Source organism: Acinetobacter sp. T_3_1 (assembly GCF_025377055.1).
GTDB lineage: Bacteria > Pseudomonadota > Gammaproteobacteria > Pseudomonadales > Moraxellaceae > Acinetobacter > Acinetobacter kookii.
This window is the reverse complement of the sequence record NZ_JACHVD010000016.1, coordinates 1-22,641: the sequence shown is the minus strand read 5'-3', so window position 1 is coordinate 22,641 and position 22,641 is coordinate 1. Positions and strand designations below refer to the sequence as shown.

The following is a 22,641-nucleotide window of genomic DNA, read 5'->3' as shown; positions in this document are numbered from 1 at the left end:
TTAAGCAAAAGAATCTCATCTGCTTTTGCCGGCTTTTATGTTATAAAGTTACATAAGTTTTAAATTTTTTTATTTATCCAGTGGGTAGACCTCTCATGACAAATAACTCTTCTCCTGAAAAATCACCTTGGGGTTGGAAAGCCGTTATTATTGTTTGTATTTTAGGTGCTTTATTTATGGGCATCTTTTATCTGGCCGTGAGCAACGAACCAGACTATATGCCGAGTCAAAAACGTAATCAAACGCATACTGCACACCAGCAGCAGTCTTCGGCTGCCGAACCTACTGCCGCTGAAATGAATATGACTGAAGAAGAACATGCACATATGACAGACCATGCCGAAGCATCAAGTGCACACAGTCACTAAAGCATTATCGGCGTATCAAAGCGGGCTTTATCACCCGCTTTTTTAATGTCATTTCAAATTGATGCGTTTTGTACACTTTTTTGAGCCTTTAAATAATGGTCAATTTGCACCAAGGCGGACTGCACTGCTTTGGCTTTACCCTGCGGCTGCAGATCGGTACCTTCTGCATAAATAAAATCGACATCCTCAATACCGACCAGCCCCAATACAGCAGTCAAATAAGGTGTGACGGCATCGGTTGTCAAACCTTGATGAATACCGCCTCTTGAACTGAAAACAGCCGCTTTAACCCCTTGAATTAATCCCACAGGTGCTGTTTCAGTATATTGAAAAGTGACACGTGCCCGTGCAATCAAATCAAACCAGTTTTTCAACTGAGTCGGCACATTCAAGTTATACATCGGCACCGCAATCAGCAATAAATCACAGTGCTGAAGTTCCTGAATAAATTGATCCGACAAGGCAACGGCGCGCTTAATCTCAGGTTTTTCATTCACCTCGCCTCGCAGGGCCTGAAACAGTTCCAAGTCCAATACCGGCAAATGCATCGCAGCCAAGTCATGTTCAATGACCTGATCTTCAAAACCCTGCTGCTGACGCGTCTGTAAATAGGCATCTATCAGCTGATTGCTCATGGATTGACTCTGCATAAAACTGGATTTAAGCACCAAAATTTGACTCATGATCTGGCTCACTCTGTTCATTGAGCACAAGATTAGCATTGCCAAATTAGATGCAAAAGCGATAATAAATCATCACATTGATTCCATACTGGAAACAAAAATGCGCCTTACGGATCTGAAAAGCCTGAATGCCTTTATGACTGTGGTTGAATTAGGCAGTTTTACTCAAGCGGCTGAAAAATTGCATCTCACCCGTTCTGCCGTCAGTAAAATGGTCGCCAAGCTGGAACAGCAAATGGGCGCTGTGCTGCTGACCCGCAATACCCGCCATGTGACCTTGACCGACGAAGGTGCAGTATTTTATGAATACAGCCAGCGTGCTGTACAGGAACTGCTGACCGCCGAAAATCTGCTGGACAGCAGCAGTCAACATATTCGAGGCTCATTACGCCTGTCCATGCCTGTTTTATTCGGTCAAAAATTTATTGTGCCGATACTGAAAACCTTGTCCGAACAACATCCTGAATTAAATATAGAACTGTCTTTTAATGATCGGCGGGTCGATTTAATTGAAGATAATTTTGATCTTGCTATTCGAATTGGTCATCTGGAAGACAGCAGTCAGCTGATTGCAAAAAAGATTGGCCAACATGCAATGTGGCTTTGCGCCACACCACATTATTTAGAACAGCATGGCACCCCGTCATCGCTCACGGACTTAGAACAGCAACATCTGATTCGCTATGCGAAATCAGGTCAAATGCAAGCTTGGCAATTTAAAGACCCAAATCTGAAAACCATAAAATACAGGCCAAATGGCAACATCCAGATGGACGATATGCAGGCTATTTTAGACTACACTTTAATGGGTGGTGGAATTAGCTGGCTTCCATCGTGGCTGATTCAGCCTTATCTGCAATCAGGGCGATTGAAGCACTTGCTTGCAGATCATTCAAGTAACGACTATCCCATTCAAATTGTTTGGAAACAATCACATTTTTTGCCATTACGCATCCGTATCACCATTGATCTGATCGCCCAATCACTACAGCAGCATCTGACTGATGCTTAACTACTGTGATAAGCAGATGATTAAAGTTTCAAATACATATCAATATGTGGAATGCCACAATCCAGATATTGCTCTCCTTGCACCATAAAGCCCAGTCCTGCATAAAACTGCATGGCATGTACTTGAGAAGAGAGTTTCAGAAATTTGCGCTGCTCATGTTTGGCCTGCTGAATCATCTCCAACATCAACAGCTTGCCAATGCCCTGTCCACGATAAGCCTTTAAAACGGCAACCCTGCCAAGGCTGTGATTTTGCAGCAGGCGCGCTGTGGCAATAGGCTGTGCCTGATCATAAACCACAAAATGCAATGCGACGGCATCTTGTGCATCCCATTCTTCTTCAACAGGAATGTGTTGTTCCTGAATAAAGACCTGCTCACGAATCAGTTTGGCATCGTTTTGCAATTCATCCCAGCTGCCTGAACGTATTTTCAATTCTGTCATTGAAACATCATCTTCCTAAAAAGCAGTTTTAACATTGCTTTATCTATTTTAAATTAACACTTGCAGCCAATATCCTGCTGATCCCACTGATCATTTAGCAACAATTCCAAGGAATGCTTTTGAATGCCATACATCTGTTTTAAAGCCTGAATCTGTGCCAAAACCTGTGGGTCAGGCTCACGATAATCTTTGCGTTTGGTGGCCAGAATCATCTTGTTTTTACTGGTATGTTCCAGCGCCACAAACTCAAACACCTTGGTTTCATAGCCATAGGCTTTGAGCAATAAAGCGCGAATGGTATCGGTCAGCATTTCAGCCTGCTGTCCGGCATGAATGCCAAATTGCAACATCGGTTTCAGCACTTCAGGGCTTTTTAGCTGTGGACGCAATTCTTTATGACAGCACGGCGCGCACATGATCATTTGTGCATTTAAGCGAATCCCGGTATGAATGGCAAAGTCGGTTGCCACATCACAAGCATGCAAAGCAATCATCACGTCCAGATGTTCCGGCTGATAGGTACGGACATCGCCCTGGAAAAAATCCAGTTGCTGAAAATCGGAACGCTGCGCAACGTCCTGACAAAACTCCACCATTTTCGGATTCAGCTCGACCCCGGTGACAAAAGGCGTCTGCCCGTGTTTGGCCAGATAATCATATAAGGCAAAAGTCAGATAGCCTTTGCCTGAACCAAAATCCACCACACGCAGTGCATGATCGTGTTGCTGAATTTGATCCAGAGCACCCGAGAAAATTTCGACAAATTTATTAATCTGCTTCCATTTTCGTGCCATGCTCGGAATAATCTGCGCGTTATGGTCGGTAATGCCGAGCGGTTGTAAAAAATAGCTGTCCTGATCGACATAGCGATGCTTGGCACGGTCATGGCCTTGCTGGGTCTCAGCAGGATTCACTGGTGTACCGGCCTTTTTACTGCTGCTCAGCATGGCTTTTTTCTTGTTCTTTTTCAGTTGCAGTTCTTCGCCCGCAGTAAACAGATTGGCCTGTTTCGATTGCGCCAACAATGACTGCACCAAGGGCACCGCTTCTGCCAAAGGATAATTTTTAGTGACATCCTGAGTCTTGTAACGGTACAGACAACTGAGCACTGGCTGGTTTTGCAGTGAAATGACTCGCAAGGTCATTTTCTCCAAATGCTCCAGCTCACCTTTATACTGGCTAATAATCATTCGATCAAAACTATGTGTTTCAATGGCTTGCTGAAAAGCGTCTAAGAATTTTTGTTCCTGAATAAAAGGAGAAGCCGGTTGAGACATATACATCACTCGAATAAATTAAGCCATCAGTTTAAAACTTCTTACTTTAAAGGTAAAACTGCATTACTATACAAGTGTATTTTTTAATTATAGAAAATAAATAATGACAACTTCCCAGCTGCAGGCTTACGATCCACATGAAGAAAAAATCAATGCGATCAGTCATGCTTTTGGCGCACTCCTAGCGCTTATCGCCAGTATTTTTATGCTGATCAAAGGCAGTGATTTACCGCTCGGACAATTTATTGGACTGTGTGTGTATGCACTCAGCATGATTTTACTGTTTTCTGCATCTAGCCTGTACCATTATGCCGAATCGCCACAACGTCGTGGCTGGTACAAAAAACTGGACCATACTGCCATTTATTACCTGATTGCGGGAACCTATACCCCGTTCCTGTCCATTGCCATTCCTACAGCCAAGGCACAATATTTATTAATCGCCCTTTGGTTGATTGCCGCCATTGGCACACTATTCAAATTGGTTCTCATTCATCGTTTCCAGAAAATTTCACTCATCGCCTATTTGGTCATGGGGTGGCTGGCTTTACTGGTTATGGATGATATGCAACACTTTTTAAGTACCCCAGCATTAACCTATCTGATCGTTGGCGGGCTTGCTTACACCGTGGGTGCATTGTTTTATGCGCTAAAAAAGGTAAGATACACGCACGCTATCTGGCATATTTTTGTATTGATCGGTGCAGGATCACATTTTCTGTCTATCTATCTTTACGTGATTTAATCCTCTCATTCTTCATTTCAGTGACCCTGAGCGAGTTGAGTAGAGAAGATTCTTCGTTGTTTTTTTAAAAAATTACGCCTTTTTTAAAAAGATTACGCTTTTAAAATTAAGTTTTTTTATTTTTAGTAAGTGTAAGGTCATCCATGGCGTCATCAGATTCTATCGCTGCTTCGGAAGAAGCCGCAACCAATTCAAAATTCCGCGTTCTTACTGCAAGTCTTGTCGGTACAACAATCGAGTTTTTCGATTTTTATATTTACGCAACGGCAGCAGTCATTATTTTTCCACATCTGTTCTTTCCAGCCAGCACAGACCCCACCACGGCAACCATTCAGTCTTTAGCCACCTTTGCGATTGCCTTTATTGCGCGTCCGATTGGTGCTGCCCTGTTTGGACATTTGGGTGACCGGATTGGCCGTAAGGCAACCCTGGTCGCAGCCTTGCTGACCATGGGTATTTCGACCGTATGTATCGGTTTATTGCCGACTTATGCTCAAGTGGGTCTTGTTGCACCGCTATTGCTTGCTCTTTGCCGTTTAGGTCAAGGTCTGGGCTTAGGCGGTGAATGGAGTGGCGCGGTTCTTCTTGCAACTGAAAATGCACCTGAAGGTAAACGTGCCTGGTACGGCATGTTCCCGCAACTTGGGGCACCAATCGGCTTTATCCTGGCGACAGGTTCGTTTATTACCCTTGGCGCATTGATGTCGGAACAGGACTTTATGCAATGGGGCTGGCGTATCCCGTTTATTTCAAGTGCGTTACTGGTGATCGTGGGTTTATGGATTCGCCTGAAACTGCATGAGACACCCGCCTTCCAGAAAGTATTGGATAAGCAGAAAGAAGTAAATATTCCGTTCAAAGAAGTGTTGACCAAACACTGGGGCATGCTGATTCTCGGTACCATCGCTGCCATCTGTACCTTTGTGGTGTTCTACCTCACCACGGTATTTGCCTTAAACTGGGGAACCACCAAGCTTGGTTACACACGTTCTGAATTTCTGGAACTGCAACTGGTTGCCACTTTATGCTTTGCTGCATTCATTCCACTTTCTGCCGTGTTTGCGGAAAAATTTGGTCGTAAAGCCACTTCAATTGGCGTATGTATCGTTTCAGCCTTGTTTGGCCTGGTGTTCTCAAGCATGCTTGAATCTGGCAGTACGATTGTCGTCTTCCTGTTCTTATGTATTGGTCTGGCGATCATGGGCTTAACCTATGGCCCGATTGGTACGGTACTGTCTGAAATTTTCCCGACTTCAGTTCGTTATACCGGTTCGGCATTAACCTTTAACCTTGCCGGTATTTTTGGGGCGTCTTTTGCACCCCTTATTGCAACCAAGCTTGCAACGACATATGGTTTATATGCCGTAGGTTATTATTTAACCGCCGCCTCTCTTCTTTCACTGCTTGCCTTCCTGGCCATTCGTGAAACCAAAAATGAAGATGTAAACAACCAGGTTTAATTTCATCCAGACATAAAAAACCAGCGTTATCCACGCTGGTTTTTTTATAATTTAAACCTGCTCATCGCTTAAAATCTGTTGATAGATTTCTTCAAACCTGCTTCGTTCTCCCCCCGCATTGTAGTAACTCGAAACAATCCAAGTGACCAGCTGACGGTAGGTTTCCGTTCCATATAAATGATCCAGCAAAGCTTCCACAGTACTGTCATTAAAGCCAAAATCACCAATCAGTTGCTGAAACTTTTGATAAAACCTGCTGGCAAATGCGGGTGTATTGACCACATCGCTTTCGGCTTGCAAAAAAGCCTGTTGCAAAGCGAGCAGGCCCATTTCCAGCTGTGACGATTGCGCAGCAGTTAAATCAAAAAACTGTCCCACTTCCTGCGAAAAAGACATCGGCCTCTCCTCATTCTTGTTTTATTCAATGCTTATTATTTTATCGCATGTCACATATAGGACAACCCATTATTGAGCCTTAAATCAGCTCAATAATATCAATGGTCGGCGGTACCCGAAAACGAAAAGGCACACCCACCATTCCTGTGCCTACAGTCACAAAAACATCTGCATTTTCATGTTGGTACAACCCTTTTTTATGTCCAAGAATGGAGACTTTTTTCATGATGTAATTGGTCAGCCAAGGCAGTTCCACCTGTCCGCCATGAGTATGCCCCGACAGCATAAGAGGACGTGTCGGCAATTGCGGGACCATATCCACCGTATCCGGGTTATGCGACAAAATTACCCAAGGTTTGTCTTGCGGCAAATCCGGCATATAACGCATATCGGTTTTTCCGGCCCATAGATCGCCCACGCCCAGCAACCTGAATTCATCAAATTCAACAATTTGACCTTCAATATCAATCACGTTATTCACTTTAAGCGCATGTTGCAATAATTGTAGAATCGGCGGTCCGGGATACTGTTCGTCATGATTGCCGTTTACCGAATACACCGGCGCATTGATATTTTGTAAAATGGCCAGTTCATCTGCCAGTTTGTTTTCCGGTTCATAGGTCCAGTCCCCTGCAACCACCACCAGATCGGGATTCTGCTGATTAATTTTATCGACAATAATTTTCAGCTGGCGTTCATGCCCGGAAAACAGTCCGATATGTAAATCTGCAATCAAGGCAATTTTGACGGGGCTTTGCAGGTTTTGTTCCGGATTGAGCTGGTATTGCAGGGTTTTAACCATGACATGCTGAGGTTCGATAAAACGGGCATAAATCAGCACACAACTCAGCAAGAAAATAAACACCGCCTGGTGAATAGAGTAATAGCCACTCCAGCCGGCATATAAACTAAAGAAAAACAGCGGAAACAGTAAATAGGATAAGTAAAAGGCCAATAAATGTACAAATGCCTTAAAGGGATGAATGGTTTCTGTTCGGGTTTGGCTCAGCCAGGCCTGCGCAATACCCCATATGCCAAGTACTGCAAAACACAAGTAAAAATAAAAAATGACTGAGTGTGAATCCCACATATTATCTTCTCTAATCTTGACGCTGATATTACATCATTCATCTATTACGATATTTATCTTTTCACAGCTCACAATTATACTCAAACCAATTTTTGGTATTGTTTACACCTTATGACGCGATCTTCTCATCAGCACACACACTTACACAGCGGTCAATCACCTGGCACGGCCAGCTATAAAACCACTGTATTATTAAGTTGCAGTCTGCTGCTGGGGATTCCGGCATGTTCCACCCTTCCCAAGCAAATACCGCAGCCAGTTGAATATTCATTTGACACCAAAACCGAACAGACCTCCTTGGCTAAAATCATTTTGCCCTTGAGGGAACAAAACCCCAACCTGACCGGCTATCATGTTCTGTACGACCCGCTTGAGGCATTGGCGGCACGTATCCATTTAATTGATAAAGCAGAAAAAACTTTAGATTTACAATACTACATTTGGGATAACGATAAAATTGGTGCGTTGGCCCTGCACTCTATCATTCAGGCAGCGGATCGGGGCGTAAAGGTCCGCTTATTGATGGATGACAACAATGCCAAAAAGATGGAAGGCATTTATCTGGCACTGGATCAGCATCAGAATATTGATGTGCGCCTGTATAATCCTTACCGTTTTAGACATTACCGTGCCATGGACATGGTGCTGGATTTAAAACGGATCAACCGTCGCATGCATAACAAAAGCTTTATTGCAGACAACCAGATTGCATTAATTGGTGGTCGCAATATGAGTAACCAGTATTATAACGTCAGTGACAATTATCAGTTTTCCGATGTCGATGTGATGCTGGTTGGTGCTGCATCGGATGAAATTATTCATTCTTTTGATGAATACTGGAATGACGATTATGCTTTTCCGGTCAAGCAAATTGTCAATCCAAACCATTATTCCTTGCGTTTTGACAGCCTGAAAAAACAGCTCGAGGAACACTCACAAAATATTACCGTGCAGAATTATCTCGATTTAGCCACCCGATCACATGCTTTTGAAAACTGGCTCAATAACAGCATTCAATTTGACTGGGTCAAAGCGGAAGTGGTCAGTGATTCACCAAGTAAAATCCGCGCAAAGGCCAAAAAAGAACAGCATCTGAATTTTCAGCTGATTAACCGTTTAGAAAAGCCCCAACACAGTGTCGATATTATTTCCGCTTATTTTGTTCCGGAAAAAAAAGGCGAAAAGATGCTGAGTGAGCTGGCTCAAAACAATATCAATGTGCGGGTACTCACCAATTCCTTTAAAGCCAATGATGTGGCGTTGGTGCATGCTTTCTATGGCAAATACCGCAAGGATTTGCTCCAGAATAATGTCCAGCTTTACGAGTTTCTGTCTGCACCGGAAACCGAAAACTTGAATGCCCATACCCAGGAAATTGCGGAAAAAGCCAAAGTCAGCATTAAAGGTTTAAGCCGTTCCAGCCTGCATGCCAAACTGATGGCCATAGATGAGAAGCAGGTATTTATTGGTTCTTTTAATTTCGACCCACGCTCTGCCTATTTGAATACCGAAATTGGCGTATTGCTGGACAGCCCGAACCTGGCTAAAGAGATTCATTCCACCATGGACCAGAACCTGTCTAAATATGCTTATAAACTGGTGTTAAATGCCAACAATAAAATCAACTGGCAAATTAAACGTCATGATGGCAGCATCAAAACTTATCAGAAAGAACCCAAGATGAAATGGTGGCAAAAAGCCGGTGTTAAAATCATTTCCTGGTTACCGGTTGAAGGCTTTATGTAAGCCTTCAGGACTGCTTGGACAGAAGTGTTGCAGGTGACGCCTTCAGGACTTTTTGCTGTAAGCGGGCCAAGCCTTCGATCATTTGCGTTTGCACTTCTTCAGTCAAGCTTTCAACAGTATGCCCTTGCACAGAAATTGCCGGCAATGCCATTAAATGTGCAGTGACTTTGGGCATTTCCAGCACTTTTTTGACATGGTCGGCAAAACTAAGATCTCCCACAAATGGCGCGATGGTATCCAGTTGCCCATTCTGATTCACATAACAAATCAAACAAATTTGCACCGGACGATTGGCGTCAATGGCAGCCCCTAAAATACGCCCATAGATTTTTTTAATTTTACTGCCATCCGAAGTGGTGGCTTCCGGAAAAAATAACACCGGAATATCGCGTTTTAAAAAATTGGTAATTTGCTCTTTAATTTTAATTGAATCACCAGAACCCCGCTTAATAAATAAGGTACCGCCGCCCTTGGCCAGTTTGCCCAGAATCGGCCATTTTTCAATTTCCGCTTTGGCTAAAAAGAACACCCGTGCCCCTGAACCCAAAACGGCAATATCCAGCCAGGAAACATGATTGCTCACCCACAGCGCGGGTTCGCGTGGAATTACCCCATGCACCTGAATTTCAAGGTTAAATACTTTGCATAATTCGCGGCAGAAATGCTGTACATAACGCGTATTACAGGGATTATTCGGGTCTTTATATAAACGATGGCGAAAAACCAGATAAAATCCCTGAATAATTGCCGCTAAACCAGCCAATAACTTTTTGCTATATAAGAAAAATTTAGACAAGCCATTTAACGATGAACTTTCAGTTAGGGGGGATTGAGTCATAGATGGATCACTAATTATTAACTACAACGTTTAATCATTTATTTACTGTCATTCTATACTGTTCATTTTAAACTTGCATTGATCATAAAAATTTAAATCAGCAATTCACTTTTTAAAATCAGCAGACAGAGTCAATAAATCATTTATTTTTATCATAAANATTTTAAACTTGCATTGATCATAAAAATTTAAATCAGCAATTCACTTTTTAAAATCAGCAGACAGAGTCAATAAATCATTTATTTTTATCATAAATAAAGAGATGAAATAATGTGCTAAAAATTAAAAAAAAAGATTCGGATACATCTCCGTGATTTGCTGCTTTTAATCACTGCTTTTTAGAAGTCCCTGCTCATAAAAACACGCCCGGGACTGAATATCTTGTTACGATGCTTTGTTAAGTTTTTGCTATTTTTCCCTCTGCCTGTGCATTTTCAACTAAAATGAAATTTTAACGCAGTAGAGATCATCGTTAGTGGAATATTTTGAGCAACATCAGGGTGGTGAACGAACAATCTTAGTGAGTGTATCGGTACAGCTATTAGATGACCTTGATGCAGAAGAATTTCGTTTACTGGCAGAATCTGCCGGTGCTGAAATTTTGGAACATATTAGTGCTCAACGTATTAAACCCGATCCCAAACTGTTTATCGGTTCTGGCAAGGCCGAAGAAATTGCTGCGCTGGTACAGGACCTTGAAGCCAACCTGGTTATTTTCGATCATTCGCTGACACCCGCTCAAGCGCGTAATTTAGAAAAAATCATGCTCTGCCGTGTGGTGGACCGCACCGAACTGATTTTAGATATTTTTGCGCAACGTGCCCGGACCTATGAAGGCAAATTGCAAGTCGAACTGGCACAGTTACAGCACCTTTCCTCGCGTTTAGTACGTAGCCGGAGCAATCTTGACAGTCAAAAAGGCGGGATTGGCTTACGCGGCCCGGGTGAAACCTTGCTGGAAACAGACCGCCGTTTACTGCGTATCCGCATGGGGCAACTCAAAGCCAAACTGGATAAAGTTCGCCAAACCCGCATGCAAGGTCGTGTTGCACGGCAAAAGGCCGCTGTGCCGACCGTATCTTTAGTCGGTTATACCAATGCCGGCAAATCCACCCTGTTTAATATTCTGGCCAAGAGCGATGTTTACGCGGCAGATCAGCTGTTTGCAACCTTGGACCCTACACTGCGCCGTCTGGAGTGGGATGGAATTGGACGTTTGGTTCTGGCAGATACCGTGGGTTTCGTGCGTAATCTCTCGCATTCTTTAGTCGAGTCCTTTAAGGCAACGCTGGAAGAAACACTGGAAGCCACCTTGCTGCTGCATGTGATTGATTCCAGCAGCCCAGACATGCTGGAACAGATTGAAGCGGTAGAGTCGGTACTCAAGGAAATTGGCGCCAATGTGCCGGTCCTGCGCGTCTACAACAAAATTGATGTCAGCGGTGAAGATGCCAAAATTGTCTATGCCAAACCGCACATGCCCGATCGGGTCTATGTATCCGCACACACAGGCAAAGGTTTAGACCTGCTGCGTCAAGCGGTGCAAGAATGTTTGATGGGCCAGATTCAAAGCTTCGAGCTGAAGTTAAAGCCTGCCTATGGCAAATTACGTACTCAACTGTATGCCTTGAATGTCATTCAATCTGAACATTATGATGATGTAGGTAATCTGCATTTGCATGTGATTATGGCGCCACAAAAGCTGGAACAGCTGATTAAACAGGCACATTTACCTATAGATGAAATTCTGGGGCACAAGGCTGCACAATTTAAACGGCCGCTTGAGGAATTTGAAATAAAAAGATAAATCAGTTAAAACGTGACAAGTGTAATTATAATTGTTGGTAAAAATGGACTGGATAAAAACAATCGACTGGCCAGCTTGGATTGGCACCCTGGCATTAATCATCTGTTTCCGTGAAGGCGCAGTATGGTTAACCACACAATTTCACCATCCTGAGCTGGGTAATCTAGTGGGCTTGATCAGCCTATTGGCGACTTTATTCATTTGGAGAAGTTTCAGGAAATTACCCAGTCGCCTGGTCGATACCAATAACAAGATTATGAAAGAAAGTGCCTTTGCCTTTTTGCCCATTAGCGCAGGGTCCCTGATTATGCTGACTCAAATGGGCAGGGAAATACCGGCTTTTCTACTGGTCATGTTTGTCAGCACCCTGATTCCATTGTGGATCTATGCAAAAATGTCCAAGCGCTGGTTATAGGGAAATTATATGTTTGCAGTACTCTCCGGTTTTTTCATTACCCTGATCGCCTATCTGGTCGCAAAACCGATCAATAAACGCCTGCCGCAAATTCCGGTCATTGTGATTGGCATGTTTTTAATTATTGGCTTGTTGTTCTTATTCGGAATGCCTTATGAATCCTATATGGCACAGGTCAATCCGCTTTTTAATCGCCTCTTGGGCTATGTCACCGTTGCATTGGCCATTCCCCTAGCCGCCATGCGTTATGATGATTTGCCGCTAAAAGCCATGCTCGGAATTCTGGTGTTTGCCAGTATCAGTGCAGTCGCGTTACCGATGGGACTTGCCTATTTATTGCATATGACCGACTCCAGCATTATGGCCTTTGCTACACGTGCCGTGACTACACCAATCGCCATTAATATTGCCACGCTGTTACATGCACCTATAAGCATGGTTATTCTGATTGTGATTTTATCCGGAGTGATTGGCGCTGCCTTTTCGCCATTGATCTTGCGTCATATCAATGATGAACGCGCTTCGGGTCTGGCATTAGGTCTGGCCGCGCATGCCATTGGAACAGCACAGGCATGGCAAAGAGGCAGTGTGGCAGGACGCTATGCCGCTTTTGGCATGGCTGTGAATGCTGTATTTACAGCCATATGGCTGCCTACATTTATACTGTATTTACAAAAAATGTGACCAAACAGTCATTTGCATTAATAATGATTGTTGCCTGTCAAAAATACTCCTAGTATCAAGAATACTGTTAGTGGAATGAAGGAACATTCAAATGGTCAAGATGAAACTTACTATTGCATTAATATGCTCAACTTTAGCGAGTTTTGCCCTAGCTCAAGACCTTACAGGAACGTGGAAAAATATTGATGATAAAACCGGTTCATCAAAAGCCATTCTTGAAATTCGTCAGGAAAATAATGGCACTTATACCGCACAAGTGGTCAAAGTCACTCCGCGTCCTGGCTATACGCCCAAAGAAATTTGCGTCAAATGTCCGGCACCTTATACCAATCAGCCTATTCTAGGCATGGATGTCTTGAAAGGTTTAAAACACGTAGAAGGACCCAACTATGCGAATGGTAAAATTATTGATCCGCTCTCTGGACATATCTACAGCATGAAAGCGAAATTAAGTCCAAATGGTAAACGCTTGACCCTGCGTGGTTATGTCGGGGTTTCAGCATTAGGCCGTAGTCAGACCTGGATTAGAAATGACTAAATATGACAAAAAGCCACACTATGTGGCTTTTTTCTTCACTGATATTTAAATAATTCACATTATATTTCATTTTTATGAAACAGTGGGTTGACTAATTTTTAAACGATAACTATATCTTTATATAAATTAAAAAAATATTTTCCACACTCACAGGAATTGATATGAAGAAAAATCTATTATTTGCTGCTTTTGCCAGTTTAGTTTGTAGTGGGAACGTATTGGCAAATGATCTTAGCGGAACATGGAAAACCATTAACGATAAAACAGGCTCATCAAAAGCCATTCTTGAAATGCGTCAAGAAAGCAATGGAACTTATACGGCCAAAATTGTAAAAGTCACTCCTCGTCCGGGTTATACCCCAAAAGAAACCTGTGTAAATTGTCCAGCACCCTATACCGACAAACCCATCTTAGGATTAGATATTTTAACCGGCTTGAAACCTGCCGGGAATAATCAGTTTGTAAATGCCAAAGTTCTTGACCCGCTGAACGGTAAAATCTATAGCGGCAAAGCAAAGCTAAGCCCGAACGGTAAACGTCTTACTCTACGCGGTTATGTCGGTGTGTCTGCGCTTGGCCGTAGCCAGACATGGATTAAACAAGATTAAATGATGCAGATTACAGCTCAGCATAGATGGGGAGCATGGTACGAATGAGCACTTAAAAACTTTATTCCAAAGACTGCTCAATTTCGTATTGCTTCCCCCCACTTTAAATAAGTCATCAGGATGGCTGACTTATACAGATGAGGAAATCTTATGAAAAAAATAGCAATCACCACTACATTTTTTGTAGCACTATTCAGCAGTTTTTCAATTTTTGCTCAGGACATCATTGGCACATGGATACAAATTGATGATAAAACCGGTTCACCTAAAGCACTGATTGAAATTCAAAAGCAAACCGATGGATCCTATGCCGGAAAAATTATCAAAGTAACGCCACGCCCAGGCTATACTCCCCGAGAAACATGTTTCCAATGTCCACCCCCTTATACCAATCAGCCAATACTAGGGTTAGAAATTTTTAAAGGCTTAAAACAGGTCAATGGAAATAATTATGCAAATGGTCGTGTACTTGACCCTTTAACCGGGAAAATATATGGCTTGAAAGGACGGATGACCCCGAACGGTAAACGTCTTATTTTACGTGGTTATGTAGGAATTTCTGCTTTGGGGCGAACTCAGACCTGGATCAGGAACGACTGAATATGACAAAAAGCCGCACTATGTGGCTTTTTATTCACTGATATTTAAATAGTTCACATTATTCTTCATTTTCAGGACCCCCTATATTGACTAATTTCTAAACACTCCTAATATGTTTTTATAGATTAAAAAAATTATTCAGCACAACCGTAGGAAATTAAATGAAAAAAAATATCTTACTTACTGTTCTTGCCAGTTTAGCTTTTAGTGGAAATCTATTGGCACAAGATCTATCTGGTACATGGCAACAAATTGATGATAAAACCGGTTCACCTAAAGCAATTATTGAAATTCGTAAAGATGCAAATGATATTTATACGGGTAAAATTGTAAAAGTGACACCTCGCCCAGGGTATACACCTCAAAAGACATGCAACAAATGCCCGGCACCCTATACCAATCAACCGATTTTAGGTATGGATGTCCTCACCGGGTTAAAGCATGTAGAAGGTACGAATAACTATGAAAAAGGCCGTGTTATCGATCCTTTAGCCGGCAAAATTTATGATGCCAAAGTTCGACTGAACACCAATGGAAAACGGCTTACCCTACGTGGTTATATCGGTATCTCGGCATTGGGTCGCAGTCAAACCTGGTTACGGGTCGATTAATCCAAATCTCTGTTTTTAATTAAAAAGCCACAATATAGTGGCTTTTTATCCAAATCGGCTTAAAACTGTTTGCATGACTCTAGAGTATATTGACTAATTACTTTATCTATCTAATATATCCGTTAATCAGAAAATGAAAGATTAAGTGAGAGTCTTATATGCAAAAGAATCTATTGCTGGCTGCTTTTGCTGCTGTACTTTTCAGTGGAAATGTTTTCGCTCAAGACATTTCTGGAACATGGCAGCAAATTGACGATAAGACCGGTGCTGCAAAAGCAATTATTAAAATTAATAAAGAAAACAATAATACATTTACCGGGAAAATTATTAAAGTTACTCCTCGCCCAGGTTATACTCCACGAGAGACATGTAATAATTGCCCAGCACCCTATACCAATCAGCCAATTTTGGGTATGGAAATTCTAAAGGGCTTAAAACATGTAGCTGGAACCAATAACTACGAAAAAGGCCGTGTTATAGATCCTCTAGCGGGTAAAGTTTATGACGCCAAAATCAGACTGAATGCAACAGGCAAGCGTTTAACCTTAAGGGCTTATATGGGTATTTCCACCTTAGGACGCAGCCAGACCTGGATCAGGCTTGACTAAGCAGGTTTAAATATGAAAAAGCCACATCATGTGGCTTTTTTATTACGGCTTAGCTCGAGGATGACATGACCGGATTATCCACTTTAAACAATTCTTTATCTTCCAATCGATACGCAATCAGTTGATTTCCCCAAACACAGCCCCCGTCCACATTCTGAATCTGTGGCGTAATGGTTTTCCCTTGTAATCCAGCCCAGTGTCCAAAGATAATTTGATGGGTTTTGGCCGCTTTGGACTCAAAGTCAAACCAGGGCTGAAAGCCTTCAGGCATCGGGTCATCCAGAGAATCTTTAAAGCAGAATTCCATTCGCCCTTCTGCATTAGTTAAACGCATACGGGTCAAATAATTGGTAATACACCGCAAGCGCGCATTGCCTTGCAAATCATCTGACCAAAGATCGGGTTCCGTACCGTACATTTCTGCCAGGAAAGCATCTACCACAGCAAAATCATCATGAGCAATGACCGCTTCTATTTCTTTTGCCAAGGCTGCAGTTTGCTCTGCTGACCAAAGGCAAGGAATACCGGCATGGGTCAATATGGTTTGCTCATTCGGGAACAGGCATAAAGGCTGTTTACGCAACCAGTCAATTAAATCATCGCTATCAATCGCATTAATTACATCGCGGGTGTTGTCTTTTTCTTTCAGCTCTTTTAAACCACGTGCACATGCCAACAGGGTCAAATCATGATTGCCCAGTACTGTCGCTGCCACACCACGGTCTACAAGTTTTTTAATAAAGCGCAGTGCACCCAGCGAGTTTTCACCCCGTGCCACCAAATCGCCTGCAAACCAGATAAAATCCTGATCCGGATCGAACTTGATTTCTTTCAGCAAGCTTTTTAAGGCTTCAAAACAGCCTTGAACATCACCAATCACATAATTATATCGAACATTCGAATCTGCCACTTAATCCACCATTTGATCTGCTAATGCAACAAATTGAGCCAAGGTCAAAGTCTCTGGACGCGCCATCGGATCAACACCTGCTTTTTCAAATCCTTCTTCAACCAGCATGCCTTTTAAACTGTTGCGCAAAGTTTTACGACGCTGGGTAAAGACATGTGAAACCAGACGCGCCAAGGCTTTTTCATTTTTTGCCACAATCGGTTTGACATCGTACGGCTCTAGACGGAACACCGCAGACGTCACTTTTGGAGGAGGATTAAATGATCCTGGTGGCACTTCAAACAGAAAAGTCGGTTTGCAGTAATACTGGATCATCACCGACAGACGGCCATATTCTTTGGTATTAGGTGATGCAGTAATACGGTCAACCACTTCCTTTTGCAGCATGAAGTGCATGTCTTTGACTTTGTCGCCAAACTCCAGAAGATGGAACAGAAGCGGTGTTGAAATATTATAAGGCAGGTTACCCACCACACGTAGCGGACGGCCTTCCTGAAATAACTCAGTAAAGTCGTATTTCAAGGCATCGGTTTCAACAATGGTTAAACGCTCAGGATGTGGTACACGGCCTGGCAAGCCTGCCGCCAGGTCACGGTCAAGTTCAACCACAGTTAAGGCATCACATTCACCAATTAAAGGTGAAGTCAATGCCGCAAGACCGGGACCAATTTCAACAATGTTATCGCCAGAACGTGGATTCACTGAACGGACAATTTTGGCAATGACACGTTGGTCATGTAAGAAGTTTTGCCCAAAACGCTTACGCGTGTGATGCCCTTCATCTTTGGGGTTTAAGGCATTAATCTGATACATAAACATTTCCAACATGTAATAAAGACGAGATCATTGACGCGCAAGTTGGAGCGCCAAATCCACAGCCACATGCAAGCTTGAGCTTTTTGCCAGACCTGTACCTGCAAGGGAGAGTGCTGTGCCATGATCGACAGAAGTTCGGATAAACGGTAAGCCCAAAGTAATATTGATGGCTTCACCAAAACCCTGTGATTTTAACACAGGTAAGCCCTGATCGTGATACATCGCCAGCACGGCATCGGCATCTTTTAAATTTTCCGGAGTAAATAGCGTATCGGCGGGCAAGCTTAAACTCATGTTGATACCTTGTGCGCGATAGCTTTCAAGTACAGGATTGATCACCTCAATTTCTTCCATCCCCAAATAGCCATTTTCCCCTGCATGCGGATTTAAACCACACACCAGAATATGTGGATGATCAATCCTGAATTTGGTTTTTAAATCGTGGATTAAGATATCAATCACCTGATGCAAGCGTTCAGGCGTGATCGCATCAGGCACATCACGTAAAGCCAGATGCGTGGTCACCAGTGCCACCCTTAAAGTCCTGGTAGCGAGCATCATCACCACGCGATCGACACCGGCAAATTCCTGATAATATTCAGTATGCCCGCTAAAATGAATACCCGCTTCATTGATAATGGATTTCTGTACGGGCGCGGTGGCTACACCGACACTTTTGCCTGTCATGGCGTAATCTGCAGAACGACGTAATTGTTCCAGCACATATGCTGCATTTTGGGCATTCAGTTGTCCCAAAACCACTTCTGTATTTAAGGGCACATGTTCGACATAAAGCTGTCCTTGAGCTGCAGATTCTAATTGTCCTTGATATTCAATTAGTTCAATCTCTTTCTTTAATAATTCGGCACGTTGCTTTAATAAATGAATGTCGGCTAGTACCACAATCGGACGTTCATCAACACGATCTGCCAAACTTAAACAAATATCTGGACCAATACCAGCAGGTTCACCACTCGTAACATATAAAGGAAGCATAATTTATCCAAGCAAGCTCAATATTCAACATTATAACGCGAATGCTAAACAAGAAAACTGAAGCTAAGCAAAACCACATATAGATCAACTACTTTAATCAACAAAACAACTGGTAATTAGCAATACATCGATATTTTTTACTTTAATAGATTTCTTTCATAAATCGTTTTTAATGACTATAAGTCGTTCATAATACGAAAATAAAAAATTGATTTTTTTAGCAAGTATTCGATTCATGAGTGTGGCATGGATGCCACCACGTTTCCCATCACGACAAGGAAGTCGTGTATGGGGAACAAAAGGTTTTTGTCTACTTTTGACCTTTCAAAAGTAGAGAGATTGCCTACGCAAAGGCATCAAAATGAAATCCATCAGATGATGGCCGTGCTGATTTTAAAAATCAGATTGAACATATTTCAATTTATGAAAGGTGTCTAATATTTCAATAAAAACAAAATTTTAAATTTTCATCATCGCTTATCTAAAATACTGAATGGTACAGGTCCTCAAGTCGATAAAATCGTATCTATTGCTTTTAAGCAGAACATGCAAAATTCACAGTTGCAGAACTAAAAGCCAATATTTTTATCTTCATTTACCGCCCCCCCGTTTTAGATTCCCCAACACTTCCATTTTCATCCTTGTTCTTTTAAAATATAGCGCTTGAAATTTTATATTTTCATTGTGGTTCTACTGACTTTCAGGTAGAATTCGGTCTCCTTTTGTTTGGACAGATTCCACCGTCCAAACCAACTATAATAGGTAGTGGTTTAATGAAAACTCTCAGCGCTAAGCCAGCTGAAGTTCAACACGACTGGTACGTTGTTGATGCTTCTGGCAAAACTTTAGGTCGTCTTGCGACTGAAATCGCTCGTCGTTTACGCGGTAAGCATAAAACTTCTTATACTCCTCACGTTGACACTGGCGATTACATCGTTGTGATCAATGCTGAACAAGTTCAAGTGACTGGTAAAAAATCACTTGATAAGAAATATTATCGCCATACTGGTTTCCCTGGTGGTATTCGTGAAACTAATTTCGAGAAATTAGTTGCTCACAAACCAGAAGAAATTTTCCAACGCGCTGTAAAAGGCATGTTGCCAAAAGGTCCTCTTGGTTATGCAATGATCAAAAAAATGAAAGTGTACGCTGGTACTGAGCATCCACATACTGCTCAACAGCCACAAGTTTTGGACATCTAAGGGATACAGCACATGGCTACTAACTATGGTACAGGTCGCCGTAAGACCGCAACTGCACGTGTTTTCCTATCAGCTGGTACTGGTAAACTCGTAATCAACAACCGTACTCTTGAACAGTACTTCGGTCGCGAAACTGCTCGTATGGTTGTTCGTCAACCTTTAGAGCTTCTAGAAGCTACTGAAAAATATGACCTTTACATCACTGTTGCTGGTGGTGGTATTGGTGGTCAAGCTGGCGCTATCCGTCACGGTATTACTCGTGCATTGATCGCTGCTGACGAAACTTTAAAACCTGCTCTTCGTCAAGCTGGTTTCGTTACTCGTGATGCTCGTGAAGTTGAACGTAAGAAACTTGGTTTACGTAAAGCTCGTAAACGTCCTCAATTCTCTAAACGTTAATTCGTTTACCGAATCGGACAAAAAACCCTGGATTATCCAGGGTTTTTTATGGGACTTAAATTTTAATCCGGATAAATATTTCATCCTACTGTTCATGCACATCCTTACCCCACACACCTTCATGGCACCAGAAAGATTTGGTGAGATAATAATTCGCAAGACCAATCAAAATAAACAGTGAAACCATCGCCAGTTTGATTAACATCTTGTTTTCCTCCCGCTATTTTTTCTTATCATCTTTCTATCTTAACCCCAATTGCGCTTTTATGCTTCGTGCTTTTTAGCTTGAATTTTAGTATCCTATTCCATTCATTTATCACTGTTTCGGATTATGTCAATCGAAAATGCACATCTACAAGGAATTACGCTTTACAGTCATGCGGATGATTTCCGCTCCCACTGGATACGCTATGTACTTGCAGAGAAGCAAATCAAATATAATCTAATTCTTGTAGATGAAGACGATGAAGATCTGGCCAGTTTAAATCCCTATAATCAGCTCCCCATGCTGATTGAAAACGATTTAAAATTATTTAATTCCAGCATTATTTCCGAATACCTGGACGACCGCTATCGTCAAAACAAACTCTATGCCGATGCACCGATGCCACGAGCAGAGCAACGGCAATATATCTGGCGTTTTGAGCAAGACTGGTTAAAACTGGCGGATATTATGCTGTGTCATCCAGACACCCTGAATGAAAAAGAAAAAGCGAAAGCTCAAAAGCAGCTCAGGGATACACTGATTTCACTTACGCCATTATTTCAGCATTTTCCCTTTTTTATGTCTGAAAACTTTACAATTTTAGATTGTATGCTGGCACCTATTTTTATACGGTTAAAGGCCATGGGCATCGAATTGCCTAAACAGCATTGCCGTCCCATTCATCTATATTGTCAACGAATTTTTAGCAGACCTGCATTTGCCAAATCTTTAACCATGCAGGAAAAAAACCGCTACAGCAAATTTTTAGTAAATTAATCGAGCAACATCATGTCTGAACAAGAATTGAATCTTACCCCTACCCGACCTTATTTAGCACGTGCTATCTATGAATGGATCTGTGACAATAACCTGACCCCATATTTATTGGTTGATGCGACTCAACCTAATACCATGGTACCGGAACAATTCATTCAGGATGGTCAGATTGTTTTAAATATCGTTCCTCATGCCGTGCACAAGTTACATATGGGTAATGACGCAATCACCTTCTCTGCGCGTTTTGGTGGCGTTTCACGTGACATCTATGTACCCTTAAATGCAGTACTGGGTATTTATGCTCGTGAAAATGGACAAGGCCTATTCTTTGATCCAAATGAATATGAAGGTACCCAAATTACTGAAGATACATTAGAATCAACCACAACTTCAGAAGAAACTGAACAACCTAAGAAAAAACCGAGCCTACGGTTATTAGATTAAAATAAGAGGGAGCAAGTGAATGGCTTTTGATTTAGTACAATATTTTGCTGAGCAGATTAACAATCAAAAGCCTCAGCTTCTCGAGCACTATTCTAGAGAAGATCGAAAAACTCATCTGTTAGAAATTAACGCGCTGGTATTAGGTAAACTTATTTCACTTTGGCGTACTGATGATAAAAAAGTTTATCAGGAAATTTCCTCACCCGATGATCTTTTTATTCAAGAGATTGCACGACATCTCACGACATCTTCAAAAAATCAGTCTCCTTTGCCTAAAAATGAACTAGAGCCAACAGTAACTGAAATATTAAAATTACAATTGGCGGAATTAAAACAACTCAATGATATTGGAAACCTGAATATCATAGGCTTACGTGAACTGATTTTAGGACAGATTGAACATTTATCTGGTCAGGCTTCCGATTGGGTTTGGTCAACAAACGACCTAACAGAATTAAAAGGCTCTAAACCGATTGAGCAAGAAGAGATATCATTAGACTCAACAATAAAGGAGTTTAATCAAATGGTCAGCCAACAACACCCCCATAACGAAGCAAATATCAGCCATGAAGTGGTAAATGCCCCAGTTCCAGCATGGTCAAAAGTATTTGAACCTATTGTAGCTATCGTTATTCTTTGGATTTTATATAGCGCAGCAACATCTATGTTTAATTAAGAACATTCAAGTTGATCTTCAAATAAAAAACTCGCCAAAATGGCGAGTTTTTTATAACCAACTGAGTATTACAGACATTCAAGAGCTAAACTTCCCCACATAAAAAAAGCCCCCTCATTAGAGGGGGCTTTCGAATAATGAGCTGGCGATGACTTACTCTCACATGGGTAATCCCACACTACCATCAGCGCTAAGAGGTTTCACTTCTGAGTTCGGGAAGGGATCAGGTGGTTCACTCTTGCTATGGTCGCCAGCACAACTGTTATGACTTTGCGTTTGGTCTTATT

The 22,641-nt window shown here is 42.1% G+C and carries 27 protein-coding genes and 1 rRNA gene; 18 read left to right on the top strand and 10 right to left on the bottom strand.

Features of this window, described 5'->3' with window-relative positions; all coding sequences use genetic code 11:
- Window positions 1–95: 95 nt before the first annotated feature.
- Window positions 96–368, top strand: a complete 273-nt coding sequence (locus H4I94_RS13140) for a DUF4199 domain-containing protein (RefSeq protein WP_092820412.1) — start codon at window positions 96–98, stop codon at window positions 366–368.
- A gap of 53 nt (window positions 369–421) precedes the next feature.
- Here the strand turns inward: H4I94_RS13140 and H4I94_RS13135 are convergent, their stop codons facing one another.
- Complete coding sequence (locus H4I94_RS13135; RefSeq protein WP_131272679.1) at window positions 422–1,051, bottom strand: NAD(P)H-dependent oxidoreductase; 630 nt, start codon at window positions 1,049–1,051, stop codon at window positions 422–424.
- A gap of 100 nt (window positions 1,052–1,151) precedes the next feature.
- Here H4I94_RS13135 and H4I94_RS13130 point away from each other — a divergent pair, with 100 nt between their 5' ends.
- Complete coding sequence (locus H4I94_RS13130; RefSeq protein WP_092820437.1) at window positions 1,152–2,063, top strand: LysR substrate-binding domain-containing protein; 912 nt, start codon at window positions 1,152–1,154, stop codon at window positions 2,061–2,063.
- A 20-nt stretch (window positions 2,064–2,083) separates the two neighbouring features.
- On the opposite strand, the gene H4I94_RS13125 is transcribed toward H4I94_RS13130, so the two are convergent.
- Together H4I94_RS13125 and H4I94_RS13120 are read right to left on the bottom strand one after the other, a co-directional pair.
- Window positions 2,084–2,506 carry a GNAT family N-acetyltransferase gene (locus tag H4I94_RS13125; RefSeq protein ID WP_261183379.1) on the bottom strand — a complete coding sequence of 141 codons (423 nt, stop codon included), beginning with the start codon at window positions 2,504–2,506 and terminating at the stop codon, window positions 2,084–2,086.
- Window positions 2,507–2,559: 53 nt separating this feature from the next.
- On the bottom strand, window positions 2,560–3,783 hold the full coding sequence (locus H4I94_RS13120; RefSeq protein ID WP_261183378.1) for a class I SAM-dependent methyltransferase: 1,224 nt from the start codon (window positions 3,781–3,783) through the stop codon (window positions 2,560–2,562).
- A gap of 103 nt (window positions 3,784–3,886) precedes the next feature.
- Here H4I94_RS13120 and trhA point away from each other — a divergent pair, with 103 nt between their 5' ends.
- Both trhA and H4I94_RS13110 read left to right on the top strand, forming a co-directional pair.
- Complete coding sequence (trhA, locus tag H4I94_RS13115) at window positions 3,887–4,528, top strand: PAQR family membrane homeostasis protein TrhA (RefSeq protein WP_092820415.1); 642 nt, start codon at window positions 3,887–3,889, stop codon at window positions 4,526–4,528.
- Window positions 4,529–4,671: 143 nt separating this feature from the next.
- A complete protein-coding gene (locus tag H4I94_RS13110) occupies window positions 4,672–5,988 on the top strand; it encodes an MFS transporter (protein ID WP_092820416.1) in 1,317 nt (438 codons plus the stop codon).
- Between the two features lie 51 nt (window positions 5,989–6,039).
- Here H4I94_RS13110 and H4I94_RS13105 read toward each other — a convergent pair whose 3' ends face one another.
- Window positions 6,040–6,384 (bottom strand): hypothetical protein, encoded by a 345-nt coding sequence (locus H4I94_RS13105; RefSeq protein WP_261183377.1) that lies wholly within the window; start codon window positions 6,382–6,384, stop codon window positions 6,040–6,042.
- 79 nt (window positions 6,385–6,463) lie between these two features.
- A complete protein-coding gene (locus H4I94_RS13100) occupies window positions 6,464–7,474 on the bottom strand; it encodes a metallophosphoesterase (RefSeq protein ID WP_131272684.1) in 1,011 nt (336 codons plus the stop codon).
- Window positions 7,475–7,585: 111 nt separating this feature from the next.
- Here H4I94_RS13100 and H4I94_RS13095 point away from each other — a divergent pair, with 111 nt between their 5' ends.
- Entirely contained in the window at window positions 7,586–9,220 is a 1,635-nt protein-coding gene (locus H4I94_RS13095; RefSeq protein WP_131272685.1) for a phospholipase D family protein, read from the top strand.
- Between the two features lie 4 nt (window positions 9,221–9,224).
- Here H4I94_RS13095 and H4I94_RS13090 read toward each other — a convergent pair whose 3' ends face one another.
- The gene (locus H4I94_RS13090) at window positions 9,225–10,058 is read right to left on the bottom strand and encodes a lysophospholipid acyltransferase family protein (RefSeq protein WP_261183376.1); all 834 of its coding nucleotides are present in this window, start codon (window positions 10,056–10,058) and stop codon (window positions 9,225–9,227) included.
- 475 nt (window positions 10,059–10,533) lie between these two features.
- Here H4I94_RS13090 and hflX point away from each other — a divergent pair, with 475 nt between their 5' ends.
- The 8 genes from hflX to H4I94_RS13050 all read left to right on the top strand — a co-directional run bounded on the left by hflX (window position 10,534) and on the right by H4I94_RS13050 (window position 15,929).
- Window positions 10,534–11,865 carry a ribosome rescue GTPase HflX gene (gene hflX / locus H4I94_RS13085; protein WP_092820421.1) on the top strand — a complete coding sequence of 444 codons (1,332 nt, stop codon included), beginning with the start codon at window positions 10,534–10,536 and terminating at the stop codon, window positions 11,863–11,865.
- 43 nt (window positions 11,866–11,908) lie between these two features.
- Window positions 11,909–12,280 carry a hypothetical protein gene (locus tag H4I94_RS13080; RefSeq protein ID WP_261183375.1) on the top strand — a complete coding sequence of 124 codons (372 nt, stop codon included), beginning with the start codon at window positions 11,909–11,911 and terminating at the stop codon, window positions 12,278–12,280.
- A gap of 9 nt (window positions 12,281–12,289) precedes the next feature.
- Window positions 12,290–12,964: an LrgB family protein gene (locus tag H4I94_RS13075; RefSeq protein ID WP_092820423.1), complete on the top strand. Its 675-nt coding sequence runs from the start codon at window positions 12,290–12,292 to the stop codon at window positions 12,962–12,964.
- A gap of 91 nt (window positions 12,965–13,055) precedes the next feature.
- A complete protein-coding gene (locus tag H4I94_RS13070; protein WP_092820424.1) occupies window positions 13,056–13,502 on the top strand; it encodes a DUF2147 domain-containing protein in 447 nt (148 codons plus the stop codon).
- Window positions 13,503–13,663: 161 nt separating this feature from the next.
- Window positions 13,664–14,110, top strand: a complete 447-nt coding sequence (locus H4I94_RS13065) for a DUF2147 domain-containing protein (protein ID WP_261183374.1) — start codon at window positions 13,664–13,666, stop codon at window positions 14,108–14,110.
- 150 nt (window positions 14,111–14,260) lie between these two features.
- Complete coding sequence (locus tag H4I94_RS13060; protein WP_131272690.1) at window positions 14,261–14,710, top strand: DUF2147 domain-containing protein; 450 nt, start codon at window positions 14,261–14,263, stop codon at window positions 14,708–14,710.
- 161 nt (window positions 14,711–14,871) lie between these two features.
- The gene (locus H4I94_RS13055; protein ID WP_092820427.1) at window positions 14,872–15,321 is read left to right on the top strand and encodes a DUF2147 domain-containing protein; all 450 of its coding nucleotides are present in this window, start codon (window positions 14,872–14,874) and stop codon (window positions 15,319–15,321) included.
- A gap of 158 nt (window positions 15,322–15,479) precedes the next feature.
- The gene (locus H4I94_RS13050) at window positions 15,480–15,929 is read left to right on the top strand and encodes a DUF2147 domain-containing protein (protein WP_092820428.1); all 450 of its coding nucleotides are present in this window, start codon (window positions 15,480–15,482) and stop codon (window positions 15,927–15,929) included.
- A gap of 49 nt (window positions 15,930–15,978) precedes the next feature.
- Here H4I94_RS13050 and H4I94_RS13045 read toward each other — a convergent pair whose 3' ends face one another.
- From H4I94_RS13045 to pdxA, 3 genes are read right to left on the bottom strand one after another with little or no spacing between them, the layout of a single operon-like run.
- A complete protein-coding gene (locus tag H4I94_RS13045) occupies window positions 15,979–16,839 on the bottom strand; it encodes a symmetrical bis(5'-nucleosyl)-tetraphosphatase (RefSeq protein WP_261183373.1) in 861 nt (286 codons plus the stop codon).
- On the bottom strand, window positions 16,840–17,652 hold the full coding sequence (rsmA, locus tag H4I94_RS13040) for a 16S rRNA (adenine(1518)-N(6)/adenine(1519)-N(6))-dimethyltransferase RsmA (protein ID WP_131272691.1): 813 nt from the start codon (window positions 17,650–17,652) through the stop codon (window positions 16,840–16,842).
- A gap of 30 nt (window positions 17,653–17,682) precedes the next feature.
- Window positions 17,683–18,651 (bottom strand): 4-hydroxythreonine-4-phosphate dehydrogenase PdxA, encoded by a 969-nt coding sequence (pdxA, locus tag H4I94_RS13035; protein ID WP_261183372.1) that lies wholly within the window; start codon window positions 18,649–18,651, stop codon window positions 17,683–17,685.
- Between the two features lie 773 nt (window positions 18,652–19,424).
- Between pdxA and rplM the strand changes: the two genes are divergently transcribed.
- From rplM to H4I94_RS13010, 5 genes are all read left to right on the top strand, one after another.
- A complete protein-coding gene (rplM, locus tag H4I94_RS13030) occupies window positions 19,425–19,853 on the top strand; it encodes a 50S ribosomal protein L13 (RefSeq protein WP_004811299.1) in 429 nt (142 codons plus the stop codon).
- Between the two features lie 12 nt (window positions 19,854–19,865).
- Window positions 19,866–20,252 carry a 30S ribosomal protein S9 gene (rpsI, locus tag H4I94_RS13025; RefSeq protein ID WP_068974925.1) on the top strand — a complete coding sequence of 129 codons (387 nt, stop codon included), beginning with the start codon at window positions 19,866–19,868 and terminating at the stop codon, window positions 20,250–20,252.
- Window positions 20,253–20,583: 331 nt separating this feature from the next.
- A complete protein-coding gene (locus tag H4I94_RS13020) occupies window positions 20,584–21,234 on the top strand; it encodes a glutathione S-transferase N-terminal domain-containing protein (RefSeq protein WP_261183371.1) in 651 nt (216 codons plus the stop codon).
- Between the two features lie 12 nt (window positions 21,235–21,246).
- Window positions 21,247–21,678, top strand: a complete 432-nt coding sequence (locus tag H4I94_RS13015; RefSeq protein ID WP_092820432.1) for a ClpXP protease specificity-enhancing factor — start codon at window positions 21,247–21,249, stop codon at window positions 21,676–21,678.
- Window positions 21,679–21,697: 19 nt separating this feature from the next.
- Window positions 21,698–22,354: a hypothetical protein gene (locus tag H4I94_RS13010; RefSeq protein WP_261183370.1), complete on the top strand. Its 657-nt coding sequence runs from the start codon at window positions 21,698–21,700 to the stop codon at window positions 22,352–22,354.
- Window positions 22,355–22,494: 140 nt separating this feature from the next.
- On the opposite strand, the gene rrf is transcribed toward H4I94_RS13010, so the two are convergent.
- Window positions 22,495–22,609 (bottom strand): 5S ribosomal RNA (gene rrf, locus H4I94_RS13005).
- Between the last annotated feature and the right edge of the window lie 32 nt (window positions 22,610–22,641).